Origin of the sequence: Novisyntrophococcus fermenticellae (assembly GCF_018866245.1) — a bacterium.
Taxonomy (GTDB): domain Bacteria; phylum Bacillota; class Clostridia; order Lachnospirales; family Lachnospiraceae; genus Novisyntrophococcus; species Novisyntrophococcus fermenticellae.
Genome location: NZ_CP076458.1, coordinates 412926 through 426257, shown reverse-complemented (window position 1 = coordinate 426257; position 13332 = coordinate 412926). Strand labels below are relative to the sequence as shown.

Genomic DNA, 13332 nt, shown 5'->3' with positions numbered 1-13332 from the left:
CTTATAGTAAATTATAGCATCCTCTGGATGAATTGTCTATGTTTCATGACGTTGTATCACGAAAAATACACGAATTCTGTCACTTTTGGGTTTTTTCATCGGTCCGTATGCCGGCCTGAATTTTCTCATTCAGCTCGTTCAAATATATCCACCGTTCCATTTTCTCTTCCAGTTCCTGTTCCAACCCAGTTTTTCTGACTGACAGCTCATTCAGTTTTACAAAATCTGTGGCGGCCTTCAGAATTTCTTCTTCTGTCTCCGCTATTTTTTCTTCCAAAAGTGCAATATCATCATCGATTGTTTCGTATTCTCTTTGTTCTTTGAATGTGAACCTGAGTTTTTGCTGACCTTTTGGTTTCTCCGCCTTTCTTTTTGTGGCTGTACCGTCTGCAGCCCCGGCCTGCTTTCCGGCATCAGCGCCGCCGTTGTCGGGATGGCGGAGGTCATAAGCCAGCAGATAGTCACTGTAACCGCCTTCATACTGCTGTATCTTTCCGTCATATTCGAAAGCCAGAATACGCCGGACCACTCTGTCCAGAAAATAACGGTCATGAGAAACAACAACCACAATTCCATCAAATGTATCCAGATAATCCTCCAGAACTGTCAGTGTCTGGATATCAAGGTCATTGGTAGGCTCATCCAGGATTAACACGTTCGGAGCATCCATCAGGATTCTCAGGAGGTATAGTCTTCGTTTCTCCCCTCCTGAAAGTTTGCCTATGGTGGTCCATTGCATAGTTCCGTCGAACAGAAAGCGTTCCATCAAGGCAGAGGCCGTAATCTGCCCCTCGCTGGTCTGAATGTATTCAGCACCTTCCCTCACGTACTCGATGGCCTTCATTGTTTCATCCAGTGATTCACTCTCCTGTGAAAAATATCCTATTTTCACGGTTTGTCCGATTTCAACTATTCCACTGTCAGGCTTCACATCCCCACAGATAATTTTCAAAAAAGTACTTTTCCCACATCCATTTGGGCCGATAATTCCAATGCGTTCACCCTTCAGGAAGGTGTAACTGTAATCCCGAAACAAAACCTTATTGCCATAAATTTTACTAAGGCTGTCCACTTCTATGGTTTTCCGGCCCATCCGGGAGGTTACGGAAGATAATTCCACCTGACCGCAGGTGACAGGAGCATTAATTTTCTGCATCTCCTCAATTCTTTGTATATGCGCCTTCTGCTTGGTGGAACGGGCTCTTGCACCTCTGGACAGCCATTCCAGTTCGGTTCGAAGGATACTGCGGCGCTTTCGCTCTGATGCCAGTTCTATATCCAGCCGCTGCTCTTTCTTCTCTACATATTTGGAATAACCGCCCTGGCAGCTGTATATCTTCCCCTGATCCACTTCGGCAATCCGCGTGGCAACCCGGTCCAGAAAGTATCTGTCATGCGTTACCATAACCAGTGTTCCCCGATACTGAATCAACGTTTTCTCCAGCCAGTCAGACATCTGATTATCCAGATGATTCGTAGGCTCATCCAACACAAGTATATCCACAGGTTTCAACAATACAGCAACCAGTGCCACCCGCTTCTTCTGTCCCCCGGACAGCTCTCCTACCGGCTGATTCAAATCCTGAAATCCCAAAGAAGTAAGCATGGCCTTGGCCTCACTTTCATTTATAAAATCCTCAGGGTCCTCCAGCGTTCCCTCCAGAACGACTTCCATTATAGTCTGGTTTTTCTCAAAAACAGGAGTCTGCGAAAGATATCCAATCTTCACATTGCTGCCCATAGTAACCTCTCCTGCATCCGGGTCCTCTACGCCTGCAATTATTTTCAAAAGTGTAGACTTTCCGGTTCCGTTTATACCAATGACTCCAACCTTCTCGCCTTCCTGAAGGCTGAATGAGGCTTCATCCAGCAAAGTTTTTTCACTATATGCTTTTGTAAGGTGTTCAATTGTCAGTATATTCATTTGCAAAGATCCGATACTACTTGATTAATTATTTTTCCATCCGCTTTTCCCTTCATCTCTGCCATGACGTTCTTCATGATCATTCCCTTATTCCCGGAAGCGATTATATCCGCAAATTTTTCATCTATATAGGCCTTTACTTCCTCCGGGCTCATCTGTCTGGGTGCATATGCATCGATTACGTCATAACGGAACTGGTACTCAGCTAATAAATCTTTTCTTGCTTCAGGGCAGGTATCAATCTGCTCTTTTGCAGTCTTTAGTTCTTTCAAAATCACCCGGTCAACAAGTTCGGACGGTACATCCTCTCTGCACCCTTCGTCGATTGCAATCTTTTTCACAGCGGATACCAGTGAAGAGATGGCCTCTTTTCTGGGCTTATCTTTTGCTTTCATCGCCGCTACCATGTCTGCTCTTAACTTTTCCAATTCCATATCTTATACCCTCCAAAATCATCTCACTTTTATTGCCTTATAGGGGCACATTTCCTGACAGCAAAAACACCGGATACACTTTTTATAGTCATACACAGGGGGGGCTTTCCTTCCATTTTTAAAGTTTACAGCCTTCCCCTCCACAGGACAGCTTTCCACGCACACGCCGCACTTTCTGCATTTCTCCGGCTCAATATATGGTCTTTTTTGAAATACCCTTAAAAATCCGATTCTGCCCAAAATTCCTTTGCCTTTTGAAGGATCCCGTTCCACTTTAAAATCTTTTTTCCCAAACCGGGAAACAGCCTCCTCCATAGAAATCGTACCTTCCGGTGTCAAAATCTCTATTTCGGATTCCTGCCATGTACCTAGCCCCATCTTCTGTCCATGAATATTCGTAGGTACATATTCCGGATTCAGATGCACCAGATGGCAGAATGTGCTATCCAGTGCAACCGGATCCGCAGATATCAGAAGAACACCCATGGAAACAGGATCACCCGATGTGGGACCATTACCCTCCATAGCGGTGATTCCATCCATGATATAGAGGCGGGGTCTGATATACTGATTCAGATGGATCAGCATCCGGGCAAAGCTTTCCGCATTGGGATATTGGGTATGTCCCTTAGCTTTATGGAATCCACAGATGCAGCCATACTGATTTTTTACCGCCCCCGTAATATGCTCCAGAGCATGGGTTTTCATCTTACTGATACTGATGAGCGCATCGGCTTCCAAAACATCCTTTGCCAGCATAAATGTACGCTTTCGCCCACCGAATTCACTCTGTACAGGCTCTGCCTCGGCAAACTCTTTTGTTATCACACCATACGGCTCCATCTTCCCGGCCATGCCACTGTTCTTCATAATCTTAGTGGAGGAACCGACACCGCAGGAGTCCCCGCATGACAGTCTGGTAAAACCTTCCTCAGCCAGGCAGCGGGCAACAGCCTCCATAACTGCCGGATGCGTGATGACCGCCCTGTCCACTTCGGCATCCCGGACCAGGTTTGGTTTCAGGAGTATTCTTTCCTCTTTTCTGATAAAGTATCCAAGGCCTCCCAAAAGTTCCAGACCTTTCTTTACGGCCGGGTACAGTTCACTGTTTTCATAGGTGCTTACAGGGATCAAAACTACTTTTGATTTCATAAATTCACTCCACGGTCTGAATGCCAACTACAAAAATCATAAAGCCTGAAAGGTAATCCTGCTGACTCCTTCCAGACTTTATGCACAAGTATTTGACGTACAGCTCCAATAATCAGATGCGGGCTACTCCAGTGTCTCTTGCTGCCCTTGATACAGCTTCTGCTACAGCCTTAGCCACTCGTTTATCGAATGGGTTTGGTATAATATATTCAGCCGTCAAATCTTTTTCATCAATCAATCCTGCAATTGCATAAGCTGCTGCTACTTTCATCTCATCGTTGATGTCTTTCGCACGTACATCCAGAGTCCCACGGAAGATTCCAGGGAATGCCAGAACATTGTTTATCTGATTCGGAAAATCACTTCTTCCCGTTCCTATCACTGCAGCCCCTGCAGCTTTAGCCAGGTCAGGCATGATCTCCGGCACCGGATTAGCCATTGGGAAAAGAATCGGGTTTGGAGCCATAGTCTTAACCATCTCCTCCGTCACTGTTCCAGGAGCAGAAACTCCGATGAATACATCCGCACCGACAAGCATATCTGCCAGGCTGCCTTTTTTCTTATTCAGGTTGGAGATCTTAGCCATCTCCTGTTTTTCCTGATTCAGGCCATCTCTGCCTTCATAAATTGCACCCTGACGGTCACACATGATTACTTCTTTCAGACCCAGACTTACAAGAAGCTTGATAATGGCTATACCGGCGGCGCCAGCTCCTGAAGTTACAACGCTGATTTCACTGATATCTTTTCCTACAAGCTTCAGGGCATTGATCATGGCGGCCGCAGTCACTACAGCAGTGCCATGCTGGTCATCATGGAAAATCGGAATGTCACAGCGTTCTTTTAATTTCTTCTCAATTTCAAAACATCTGGGGGCCGAGATATCTTCAAGGTTTACACCTCCAAAGCTGCCCGCCAGTAGAGCAACTGTATCGACAATCTCATCAACATCCTTGGTACGTACGCAAAGCGGAAATGCATCCACATCACCAAATTCTTTAAACAGGACACACTTTCCTTCCATGACCGGCATTCCTGCCTCCGGTCCTATGTCACCAAGTCCAAGTACCGCGGTACCATCAGTAATAACCGCCACCATATTACCGCGGCGTGTGTATTTATAGGAAAGATCCACATCCTCCGAAATACGCAGACAGGGTTCTGCTACCCCTGGTGTGTATGCAATCGACAAATCCTCAGGTGTCTTTAACTCTGCTCTGCTGATAACTTCAATTTTGCCTTTCCATGCTTCATGCTGCTGTAATGCCTTTTCTTTAACGTCCATCATAATGCTCCTTTCTCTGTACTTATCACATATATCATACCTTTCGTTTGTTATCATACCTCTTTTGGAAGGGAATTGCAATGTTAAATTGTTATTTTCTTCACATAATTCAAATGCTTTTTTGCCAAAAATGCTATACTTATCAGTTAACTTTTATTATATTCTTTTTAAGGTATATTGTATGACTCCTATTAACATCTATCGTTTGTAATCCTGTCAATTACAATATACATATAGAAATCAGGTTTTTTACATAGTGCCGGATATGTGTTGAGGGGCACTTGGTACTGATAATTACCATAAATAAAAAGAACGGGGTAGAAGATAATGAGAGATACAGATGTTATTGAACATATCACAGGTCTCTGTAAGGAACGTGGCTGGACGTACTACCGGCTGGCAAAGGAATCAGAGCTTCCTTACTCGACGATTAACAACATGATTCACCGAACCAACATTCCGACAATTCCCACCTTGCAAAAGATGTGCGATGCATTCGGAATTACTTTATCCGATTTCTTTCTGGACAAGGTAGAGGACTTCCGATTGACAAGAGGGCAGCAGGAACTTCTCGAAGTCTTTCAACGTTTGTCCAAGGACGATAAAAAGATTTTGATGGCCTATGGAAAAGGTCTGGCAAAGATTATGGACTAGTACATAAGAGTCCCGCATTTTTTTCTTCGTGAACTTTGATTCCATGATAGAACATCCATGAAACAGGTGTTGGGACTCCCAATTCTTTCCCCATATCTACAACTGTTCCCGCAAACATCTCAACCTCTGTTTTTTTTTGGTTTTCCAAATCCTGCAGGGTAGAGGGTCTGTTATGAAAGGGAATATTCATAATTGCCCGGCTTTGATTTTCCATGTCTTCATCTGTAAGGATAATTCCTTTCTTCTGTGCAATTGCCTGCACTTCCTTCATGGCAGCCATGCGGATTTCATTTGCATAGGTGCTCTTTTGAAAGGCTCCATAAGGAATTCCGAGGAGTGCACAAGTCATATTCTCGCCTATATTTGTCATAAACTTATACCAGATTCCCCTGATCATATCTTCTTGTATAACGTAAGGTATATCGCACCGCTCCATCAGATCCTTTACCGCCAGAACACGCTCTGTCAAAATCTCATTGTGTGCTTCTCCGAAGTAAATCTTTCCTCCATGGGGATTAAAGTCTGCCTTTCCGTCTTGCAATGCGATAGATACCCGGATATAGGAATACAGAACATGTTCCCAGCCATAGACGGCCGCCACTTTTTCCTCGCTTACCACACCATTCATAACGCAGAGTATCTGGGTGTTTTTTCCGACAAACCTTTTTATATCGGCAATCGCCTGCGTAAGTGCCATGTCTTTCACAGCCATGATAATCAGGTCTGTCTCTTTTCCGTCTTTCGGAGCGCAGACTTGAAACCTGTAATTTTCACCATTGACAGTCACTCCCTGTGATTCCAGGCGTTCTTTTCTCTTCCCGTCAGCAATCACACAGAAGTTCTCACTGCCGAGATACTGCTCCATCCGAGGTGCAAAATATACACCTATCGAGCCAAGTCCTATAAGGGCCACAGTATTCATTCTCATAACAAGCACCTCCAAAAAAAGCCCCGAAAAACCGTAAAGGGATTTCCAGAGCTTATTACCTTATGCTGCGATCTTTGCCTTTGCCAGCTCAGCCAGTGTAGCGAAACCGTCTTTGTCATTGATTGCCATGTCAGCCAGAACTTTTCTGTTCAACTCAACGCCTGCCAGCTTCAAGCCATACATAAACTTGCTGTAAGACAGCCCATTCAGACGCGCTGCTGCGTTAATACGTGCAATCCACAGCTGACGAAACTGACGCTTTTTCTGCTTTCTTCCTGCATATGCAGATGTAAGTGCTCTCATCACGGACTGCTTTGCTACCCTATATTGTTTACTTCTGGCTCCTCTGTAGCCTTTTGCCAGCTTTAATGTTCTGTTATGTTTTTTCTTAGCGTTCATGCCGCCTTTAATTCTTGCCATCTCTCATATTCCTCCTTGAAATCTATCTTATAAATATGGTAAAATTTTCTTCATGTTCTTTACATTTGTTTCATCAAGAACAGTAGGTTTTCTAAGATTTCTCTTTCTTTTCTGAGATTTCTTGGTTAAGATATGGCTTTTATATGCTTTATTTCTAACGATCTTCCCTGTTCCTGTTACTTTAAAGCGCTTTGCAGCCGCTCTGTTTGTCTTCATTTTTGGCATTGTTAATTTCCTCCTTAAAAAATACGTATCTTTTAACGCTTTTCTGTTAAAAACATGGTCATGCTTCTGCCTTCTACCTTTGGAGCCTTCTCAACTACCGCGATATCTGACAGCTTTTCGGCGAATTCGTCAAGGATATGTCTGCTGCTGTTCATATGTGCCATCTCACGACCACGGAAACGTAAAGTAATCTTTACCTTATCCCCTTTGGAGATGAACTTTCTGGCTGCGCCTACTTTCGTGTTTAAATCATTCATATCGATATTGGGTGATAAGCGCACTTCTTTCACATCAACTGTTTTCTGCTTTTTCTTTGCTTCCTTTTCCTTACGCGCAAGTTCATACTTGTACTTACCGTAATCGATAATCTTACAAACCGGCGGTTTTGCAGTCGGAGCAATCTTAACCAGATCCATCTCCGCTTCCTGTGCCTTGGCATATGCTTCCTTTGCGGACATAATGCCCAGCTGTTCCCCATCTTTACCGACCAGACGGACTTCTCTGTCACGAATCTGCTCGTTGATCATTAAATCGCTAATAGTAGTACACCTCCATGGTAATTTTCCTTGTTAATCGCTTCCTTACTATGAAATTCCATCCCGGGAAATATACCAATTTCCCTAAACAATGAAAAAGGATAGTCAAATCCGACTATCCACCATACACGTCATCACAACACAGACCTCACATCTGCTGTTCTAATCGCTATATTAACCGTTAGTCGCCATATGCGCTAAGGTGAGAGTGGATACTCTTCTTTGTTTTCATACTCTAATACAATATCACGTTTCCACTGATTCGTCAAGCTGTTTTTTGTTACTATTCAGCCATGCGCAAAAAGCAGAGCCTGGCCCATGCAAGCTCGCTTGTTAAAGACTGGGCTTTTTGCATAGGGCGCTTAGCTCAAGCGAGATGCCGCGCAGCGTAATCGAGCTTGTGGCTGAATAGTAACATTAAGTCATTTTATTCCATACGGAAAGTGCTGCATCTGGTCTCGTCACTTGAACAGGCCTGGTTGCCGCCCACATTAATTGCTCCGGCAACACATTCACGTCTTTCATTGTAAACGCAGCTTTCAGCGACACAGTCAATGCCAATTGTAGAGCATCCGGATCCTGTACTGTCGCTCATAGAGCCGTCCTTGCGCTCTATGAAGCTTTCACAGCAGGTCTGGTCTGCTTCGTGTGCATTACTTCCACCTACCTTGATGTCTCCCTTTGAGCAAAGTTCGTCTTTATTATATGCGCATGTTATTGCTGAACAGCTTAATACTGTCATATTTGCTACCTCCTTTTTTTCATTTGGAGATAGTATGCACCTTTCAATTTGCTTTTATACGGATTTCTTCTTTTACATCTTTTATAAATGTATCCAGAAGTCTCTGTCCGAGATCACCTTCCTTGCGGCTTCTTACAGACACTAGACCTTCTTCTTCCTCTTTTGCACCTACGACAAGCATGTATGGAATCTTTCGTGTTTGGGCCTCACGAATTTTATAACCGATTTTTTCAGAGCGTGTATCAATTTCTGCCCGAATACCGGCTTCTTTCAAAGCACTTTGTACTTTTTTTCCATATTCTGCATACTTGTCGGAAATCGGCAGCACCTTCACCTGAACCGGTGCGAGCCATGTCGGGAATGCACCCGCAAAATGTTCAATCAGGATACCGATAAAACGTTCCACCGATCCAAATGCAACACGGTGAATCATAATCGGTCTGTGCTTCTCACCGTCTGCTCCGGTATACTCCAGATTAAATCGCATCGGCAGCTGGAAGTCCAGCTGTATTGTACCGCACTGCCAGGTCCTTCCAATGGAATCCTCCAGGTGAAAATCAATCTTAGGTCCGTAAAAGGCACCGTCTCCTTCATTCACAACGTAAGGCAAGCCCATCTCATCCAGGGCTCCCCGCAGCCCTTCGGTCGCCAGTTCCCAATCTTCATCGCTGCCCATGCTGTCCTCCGGACGGGTAGAAAGCTCCACATGATACTTGAATCTGAACTGGTTATAAACTTCATCAATTAATTTCGCTACTTTTGTTATTTCATCTTTAATCTGTTCCGGGGCAAGGAAAATATGCGCATCATCCTGTGTGAAGCATCGTACGCGCATTAAACCATGCAGCTGTCCCGATTTTTCATGACGGTGAACAAGACCAAGCTCTGCCAGCCTAAGCGGAAGATCACGGTAAGAGCGGGGCTCCGACTCGTAAACCAGGATGCTGCCTGGGCAGTTCATAGGCTTAATTGCAAAATCCTGATCATCAATCACTGTGGTATACATATTATCTTTATAATGATCCCAGTGTCCGGAGGTCTCCCAAAGTGCCCTGTTCAGGATGACAGGAGAGGATATCTCCTGATAATCATTCATAGCATGAAGTTTGTGCCAGTAGTCCAGCAGATTATTCTTTAGTACCATACCATTTGGCAGGAAGAATGGAAATCCAGGTCCGGCCTCATTCATCATAAACAAGCCCAGTTCACGGCCCAGTTTTCTGTGGTCCCTCTTTTTAGCCTCTTCCATCATAGTCAGATATTCTTCCAGTTCTGCCTTTTTAGGAAATGCAGTGCCATAGATACGGGTTAGCATTTTATTATGCTCGTCACCTCTCCAGTAAGCACCAGCCAGACTTGTCAATTTAAAAGCTTTCACAGATTTGGTGCTCATCAAATGCGGGCCTGCGCAGAGATCCACAAACTCTCCTTGCTCATAAAAGCTGATTTCCGAATCTTCCGGTAAATCTTCAATCAGCTCTACCTTGTATGGTTCCTTGCGTTCCTTCATAAATGCAATGGCTTCATTCCTTGGCTTTGTGAATCTGGAAATCGGGTAATCCGCCTTAACAATTTTCTTCATCTCAGCTTCAATCTTCTCCAGATCGTCTGCTGTAATCGGTGTTTCGCTGTCAATATCATAATAGAAGCCATCTGCAATAGACGGTCCAATCGCAAGTTTCACTTCCGGGTACAGTCTCTTTATCGCCTGAGCCATGATATGCGAAGTCGTATGGCGGTAGGCTGCCAGCCCTTCCGGATCGGATGCTGTATGAATACTCAGGGTACAATCCTTATCCACAACACAACGCAAGTCTTTGACTTCACCATCAACCTCGCCGCAGGTCGCCATCCTGGCGAGTCCTTCACTGATGTTCTTTGCAATATCAAGCACAGACATCGCCTGTGCATATTCTTTTTGTGATCCATCTTTCAATGTAATAATCATATATTTCTCTCCTCTCTTACCACGACAAAAATCCCTTGCAGCTTTTTAAAAGCTGCAAGGGACGAATAATCTGTATCATTCGCGGTTCCACCCTAATTGTTATAAAAACCACTCATTCCTGATTATAACGGTATCACCGGACCGGATTGGGGCCACTCAAAGGTAGTTTTCAACCGGCTCCCTATAAGATACTTCCAGCATATGCATCTCTCTCTGTAAAGTTCCGCGGTTTACTCGTCTTTTCAACGTGTTCGTTTATTTGCCTATAGTATAACACGCCAGATATCGTTGTCAAGGGGATTTTATAAACTGTTTATCGAACTCCGGGTTAAAATAGTAGAAATTCTTTTCATCTAATTTACCCTTCATCTTTTCCAGGGCTTCGCCAAATCTCTGGAAATGCACGATTTCTCTTGCTCTCAGGAATTTGATCGGCGCCTGCACCTCAGGATCTTTCACGACTCGCAGGATATTATCATAGGTAGTCCGTGCCTTCTGTTCTGCGGCAAGATCTTCAAACAGGTCAGTGATAGCATCTCCTTTTGACTGAAACTCGCAGGCATTAAAGGGTATTCCACCGGCAGCCTGCGGCCACAAAGCACTTGTATGGTCAATATAATAAGCGTCAAATCCTGCAGTTTTCACATCCTCTGCACTCATGTCCTTTGTAAGCTGATAAACAATTGCGCAAATCATCTCCATATGCGCCAGTTCTTCGGTACCGATATCTGTCAGCAAACCAGCAATTTCTCTGCATGGCATGGTGTATCTTTGGGAAAGATATCTCATAGACGCAGACAATTCTCCATCAGGTCCGCCGAACTGACTGATAACCAGCTGAGCAGTCTTCGGACATGTTTTTGTGATTTTAACCGGAAATTGTAGTCTTTTTTCATATGCCCACATTATAGAGTCCCCCTTCCCAGGCTGCCGGTCCGTCAACCCAGGTAAAATGTTTCTGTTGTGGGTAAGGGCAGTATTCGTGGTCGTGTATCGTATTTGCTTTTACACAATCAATTGTCAATGGTTCAAATTTCATTTCATATTCACTCATCAGTCTTTTCCGCTCCCCGGCATAGAAATCAAATTTTTCCAATGCCTGGATATCTGTCGGGTGAGTATCCAGATAAAGAGTCAGATCATTTACTGCAAAACTGATTTCATTGATTTTTTGTAAAAGCTCCTGTCTATTCTCCATGACTTTCACCTCCAAAAAATGGGAAATCCAAGTCAGGAAAAACCGTTCCACGCTTAAGAGCTGTTTCAGGTTCATAAACAGCTCCAAATCGCTGGACCGGCACTGCCCCAATACCAAGGACACATTCACAAGGCTGCTTAAAAGATTCACCTTTTGCACCAATTACAGTATTCTCCATACCGCATCTCCTTTCTATTTTTCAGTGTCAATAGTTACAAGGTTAGTATGTGAGAATCCTGTAAACCTATGTCAGTATGAAAATAGAAATTTTGTTAAAAATTGTATTGTTTATGAGAAAATTTTGTAAGCAAAACGCCCGCCCGGATACTCCGGACGGACGTATTTTTCAGGCATGCAGGCCTGTACCAATCGTATAAAATTCTACTTTCAAGTCTCCCTGCCACTTCACTTTGTCATACGGAGCCTCCGGGTAAACTACCATCGTGCACATCTCCAGACCATCATCTGCGAATACCTCCAGAACAGAGACATCAAATATCAATTCTATGTCATAGTCCCCAGCCGCAAGCCGTTTCATCTCTGCTTTGGAGTATTGCTCAGTCATAAACTGCTCATGGAAATCACGCTTCCCTGCCAGCCCTCTGTCAACGGATATCCGGCCTTCTTTTACTTCCAAAGTAAGTCTCTGCCCCTTGCAGTTCTTCAGGTAAAGCATTGCATCCCCACTCCCATGCATCCGAATACCAAATGTTTCTGAAGCAATATGCGCTCCGCTTTCTATTGGATATGCAGATGCACCGTTTTGCTTAAGGCCTTCCGGTTTTCCACATAAGCGATAGCCCACACCTGTCATTTTCAGCGAAAGCTTTCTGGCCAGAGTCATCTGTCCGCAGAACTCGTTTGTAGGTACTTCGGCAGCATAGCCCCAGTTCTGTGCCCAGCCGATAAACAAAGGCTCATCATAATTTTGGAAGGTCACACCGGCATAATTGTCAAATCCAAAATCCACCCATAAAGGTTCATCGGCAGAATACGTGCAGGTAAAGGTATCTCCGTCAAAATCGCCCACAAAATACTGCGTTCTGCTTTTACCGTCCTCTACCGTTGTCGTCATGCTGATCAGCAATACCCAAAGTACCTTGCCATCCACATGTACAGGGAATAAATCCGGGCATTCAAACACGCCAGAAGCATGATTTTCACAGGTGCCAAACTCACCGGTTTTTGTCCATTCTTTCAAGTCCTTTGATGCGTAGAACTGCACCCTGTCGCAGGCCGCCAGTACAAGACTCCAGCACTTTTTCAGGGGATTCCAAAAAGCCTTAGGATCCCGGAAGTCTGAAATCCCCGGATTTGAAATAATCGGATTCCGATATGATTTTTCGAAATGCTTCCCTCCATCCGTGCTATAGGCGATACTCTGCTGTTCCAGACCTGTCTCGCTGTCGTGACTGGTAAAAAGCGCAATAACAGGTGGGTTCTCCTTTGTTCCGTACCCCGATGTGTTGTCCGCATCATAAACACAGCTTCCGGAAAAAATATAACCCAGTTCATCCGGATGGAGTGCAATTGGCATGTGTTTCCATTTCAACAAATCTCTGGAGACAGCATGCCCCCAATACATAGGACCCCACACAGTATCATATGGATATTTCTGATAAAACAGATGATAGACACCATCGATGTATACCATTCCATTTGGGTCATTCATCCACATATCGGGCGGTGTAAAATGAATTTCCGGTCTAAAATCCCTGTTGCCTTTTGTGCTCATAGCCTCTCCTCCAAATATCAACTCTGTTTACTTTTCTGCTGCATTCTTTGCTCTGTGATAGGCTGCAATATCTCTAATACTCGACATCTGCTCGTCCTTTCTATGGGTTATTTCCAACTTTCCACAAACTCCCCGCCAAAAAAAGTGGGAG

General features: G+C 44.4%; 15 protein-coding genes. 1 reads left to right on the top strand and 14 read right to left on the bottom strand.

Annotated features, from left to right (window positions below):
• Positions 1-79 precede the first annotated feature (79 nt).
• From KNL20_RS02020 to KNL20_RS02005, 4 genes are all read right to left on the bottom strand, one after another.
• Positions 80-1924 carry an ABC-F family ATP-binding cassette domain-containing protein gene (locus tag KNL20_RS02020; RefSeq protein ID WP_230398995.1) on the bottom strand — a complete coding sequence of 615 codons (1845 nt, stop codon included), beginning with the start codon at positions 1922-1924 and terminating at the stop codon, positions 80-82.
• Entirely contained in the window at positions 1921-2358 is a 438-nt protein-coding gene (locus KNL20_RS02015) for a GatB/YqeY domain-containing protein (protein ID WP_230398994.1), read from the bottom strand. The genes KNL20_RS02020 and KNL20_RS02015 overlap by 4 nt, the downstream gene beginning before the upstream one ends.
• A gap of 18 nt (positions 2359-2376) precedes the next feature.
• Positions 2377-3510, bottom strand: coding sequence for a DUF362 domain-containing protein (locus tag KNL20_RS02010; RefSeq protein ID WP_230398993.1), 1134 nt, complete (start codon positions 3508-3510; stop codon positions 2377-2379).
• Positions 3511-3622: 112 nt separating this feature from the next.
• Positions 3623-4795, bottom strand: a complete 1173-nt coding sequence (locus tag KNL20_RS02005) for an NAD(P)-dependent malic enzyme (protein ID WP_230400025.1) — start codon at positions 4793-4795, stop codon at positions 3623-3625.
• Between the two features lie 327 nt (positions 4796-5122).
• Here KNL20_RS02005 and KNL20_RS02000 point away from each other — a divergent pair, with 327 nt between their 5' ends.
• A complete protein-coding gene (locus KNL20_RS02000; RefSeq protein ID WP_230398992.1) occupies positions 5123-5449 on the top strand; it encodes a helix-turn-helix domain-containing protein in 327 nt (108 codons plus the stop codon).
• On the opposite strand, the gene KNL20_RS01995 is transcribed toward KNL20_RS02000, so the two are convergent.
• The 10 genes from KNL20_RS01995 to KNL20_RS01950 all read right to left on the bottom strand — a co-directional run bounded on the left by KNL20_RS01995 (position 5439) and on the right by KNL20_RS01950 (position 13181).
• Entirely contained in the window at positions 5439-6377 is a 939-nt protein-coding gene (locus KNL20_RS01995) for a ketopantoate reductase family protein (protein WP_230398991.1), read from the bottom strand. The two genes, KNL20_RS02000 and KNL20_RS01995, sit on opposite strands and share 11 nt — an antisense overlap.
• Positions 6378-6437: 60 nt before the next feature.
• Positions 6438-6797 (bottom strand): 50S ribosomal protein L20, encoded by a 360-nt coding sequence (rplT, locus tag KNL20_RS01990; RefSeq protein WP_230398990.1) that lies wholly within the window; start codon positions 6795-6797, stop codon positions 6438-6440.
• A gap of 27 nt (positions 6798-6824) precedes the next feature.
• Positions 6825-7022, bottom strand: a complete 198-nt coding sequence (gene rpmI, locus KNL20_RS01985; RefSeq protein ID WP_230398989.1) for a 50S ribosomal protein L35 — start codon at positions 7020-7022, stop codon at positions 6825-6827.
• 32 nt (positions 7023-7054) lie between these two features.
• Complete coding sequence (infC, locus tag KNL20_RS01980; protein WP_230398988.1) at positions 7055-7549, bottom strand: translation initiation factor IF-3; 495 nt, start codon at positions 7547-7549, stop codon at positions 7055-7057.
• A 436-nt stretch (positions 7550-7985) separates the two neighbouring features.
• Positions 7986-8300 (bottom strand): DUF1540 domain-containing protein, encoded by a 315-nt coding sequence (locus KNL20_RS01975; RefSeq protein ID WP_230398987.1) that lies wholly within the window; start codon positions 8298-8300, stop codon positions 7986-7988.
• Positions 8301-8343: 43 nt separating this feature from the next.
• The gene (gene thrS / locus KNL20_RS01970) at positions 8344-10248 is read right to left on the bottom strand and encodes a threonine--tRNA ligase (protein ID WP_230398986.1); all 1905 of its coding nucleotides are present in this window, start codon (positions 10246-10248) and stop codon (positions 8344-8346) included.
• Between the two features lie 291 nt (positions 10249-10539).
• Positions 10540-11154: a manganese catalase family protein gene (locus KNL20_RS01965; RefSeq protein ID WP_230398985.1), complete on the bottom strand. Its 615-nt coding sequence runs from the start codon at positions 11152-11154 to the stop codon at positions 10540-10542.
• Positions 11141-11446, bottom strand: a complete 306-nt coding sequence (locus KNL20_RS01960; protein ID WP_230398984.1) for a spore coat protein CotJB — start codon at positions 11444-11446, stop codon at positions 11141-11143. The genes KNL20_RS01965 and KNL20_RS01960 overlap by 14 nt, the downstream gene beginning before the upstream one ends.
• Complete coding sequence (locus tag KNL20_RS01955; protein ID WP_230398983.1) at positions 11436-11624, bottom strand: spore coat associated protein CotJA; 189 nt, start codon at positions 11622-11624, stop codon at positions 11436-11438. The genes KNL20_RS01960 and KNL20_RS01955 overlap by 11 nt, the downstream gene beginning before the upstream one ends.
• Before the next feature lie 168 nt (positions 11625-11792).
• Positions 11793-13181, bottom strand: coding sequence for a glycoside hydrolase family 32 protein (locus KNL20_RS01950; protein WP_230398982.1), 1389 nt, complete (start codon positions 13179-13181; stop codon positions 11793-11795).
• Positions 13182-13332: the final 151 nt, after the last annotated feature.

What these genes read in the sequence shown, in the direction of transcription:
- KNL20_RS02020 (WP_230398995.1), bottom strand. Translation starts at nt 1,924, where the DNA reads ATGAATATACTGACAATTGAACACCTTACAAAAGCATATAGTGAAAAA.
- KNL20_RS02015 (WP_230398994.1), bottom strand. Translation starts at nt 2,358, where the DNA reads ATGGAATTGGAAAAGTTAAGAGCAGACATGGTAGCGGCGATGAAAGCA.
- KNL20_RS02010 (WP_230398993.1), bottom strand. Translation starts at nt 3,510, where the DNA reads ATGAAATCAAAAGTAGTTTTGATCCCTGTAAGCACCTATGAAAACAGT.
- KNL20_RS02005 (WP_230400025.1), bottom strand. Translation starts at nt 4,795, where the DNA reads ATGGACGTTAAAGAAAAGGCATTACAGCAGCATGAAGCATGGAAAGGC.
- KNL20_RS02000 (WP_230398992.1), top strand. Translation starts at nt 5,123, where the DNA reads ATGAGAGATACAGATGTTATTGAACATATCACAGGTCTCTGTAAGGAA.
- KNL20_RS01995 (WP_230398991.1), bottom strand. Translation starts at nt 6,377, where the DNA reads ATGAGAATGAATACTGTGGCCCTTATAGGACTTGGCTCGATAGGTGTA.
- rplT (WP_230398990.1), bottom strand. Translation starts at nt 6,797, where the DNA reads ATGGCAAGAATTAAAGGCGGCATGAACGCTAAGAAAAAACATAACAGA.
- rpmI (WP_230398989.1), bottom strand. Translation starts at nt 7,022, where the DNA reads ATGCCAAAAATGAAGACAAACAGAGCGGCTGCAAAGCGCTTTAAAGTA.
- infC (WP_230398988.1), bottom strand. Translation starts at nt 7,549, where the DNA reads ATGATCAACGAGCAGATTCGTGACAGAGAAGTCCGTCTGGTCGGTAAA.
- KNL20_RS01975 (WP_230398987.1), bottom strand. Translation starts at nt 8,300, where the DNA reads ATGACAGTATTAAGCTGTTCAGCAATAACATGCGCATATAATAAAGAC.
- thrS (WP_230398986.1), bottom strand. Translation starts at nt 10,248, where the DNA reads ATGATTATTACATTGAAAGATGGATCACAAAAAGAATATGCACAGGCG.
- KNL20_RS01965 (WP_230398985.1), bottom strand. Translation starts at nt 11,154, where the DNA reads ATGTGGGCATATGAAAAAAGACTACAATTTCCGGTTAAAATCACAAAA.
- KNL20_RS01960 (WP_230398984.1), bottom strand. Translation starts at nt 11,446, where the DNA reads ATGGAGAATAGACAGGAGCTTTTACAAAAAATCAATGAAATCAGTTTT.
- KNL20_RS01955 (WP_230398983.1), bottom strand. Translation starts at nt 11,624, where the DNA reads ATGGAGAATACTGTAATTGGTGCAAAAGGTGAATCTTTTAAGCAGCCT.
- KNL20_RS01950 (WP_230398982.1), bottom strand. Translation starts at nt 13,181, where the DNA reads ATGAGCACAAAAGGCAACAGGGATTTTAGACCGGAAATTCATTTTACA.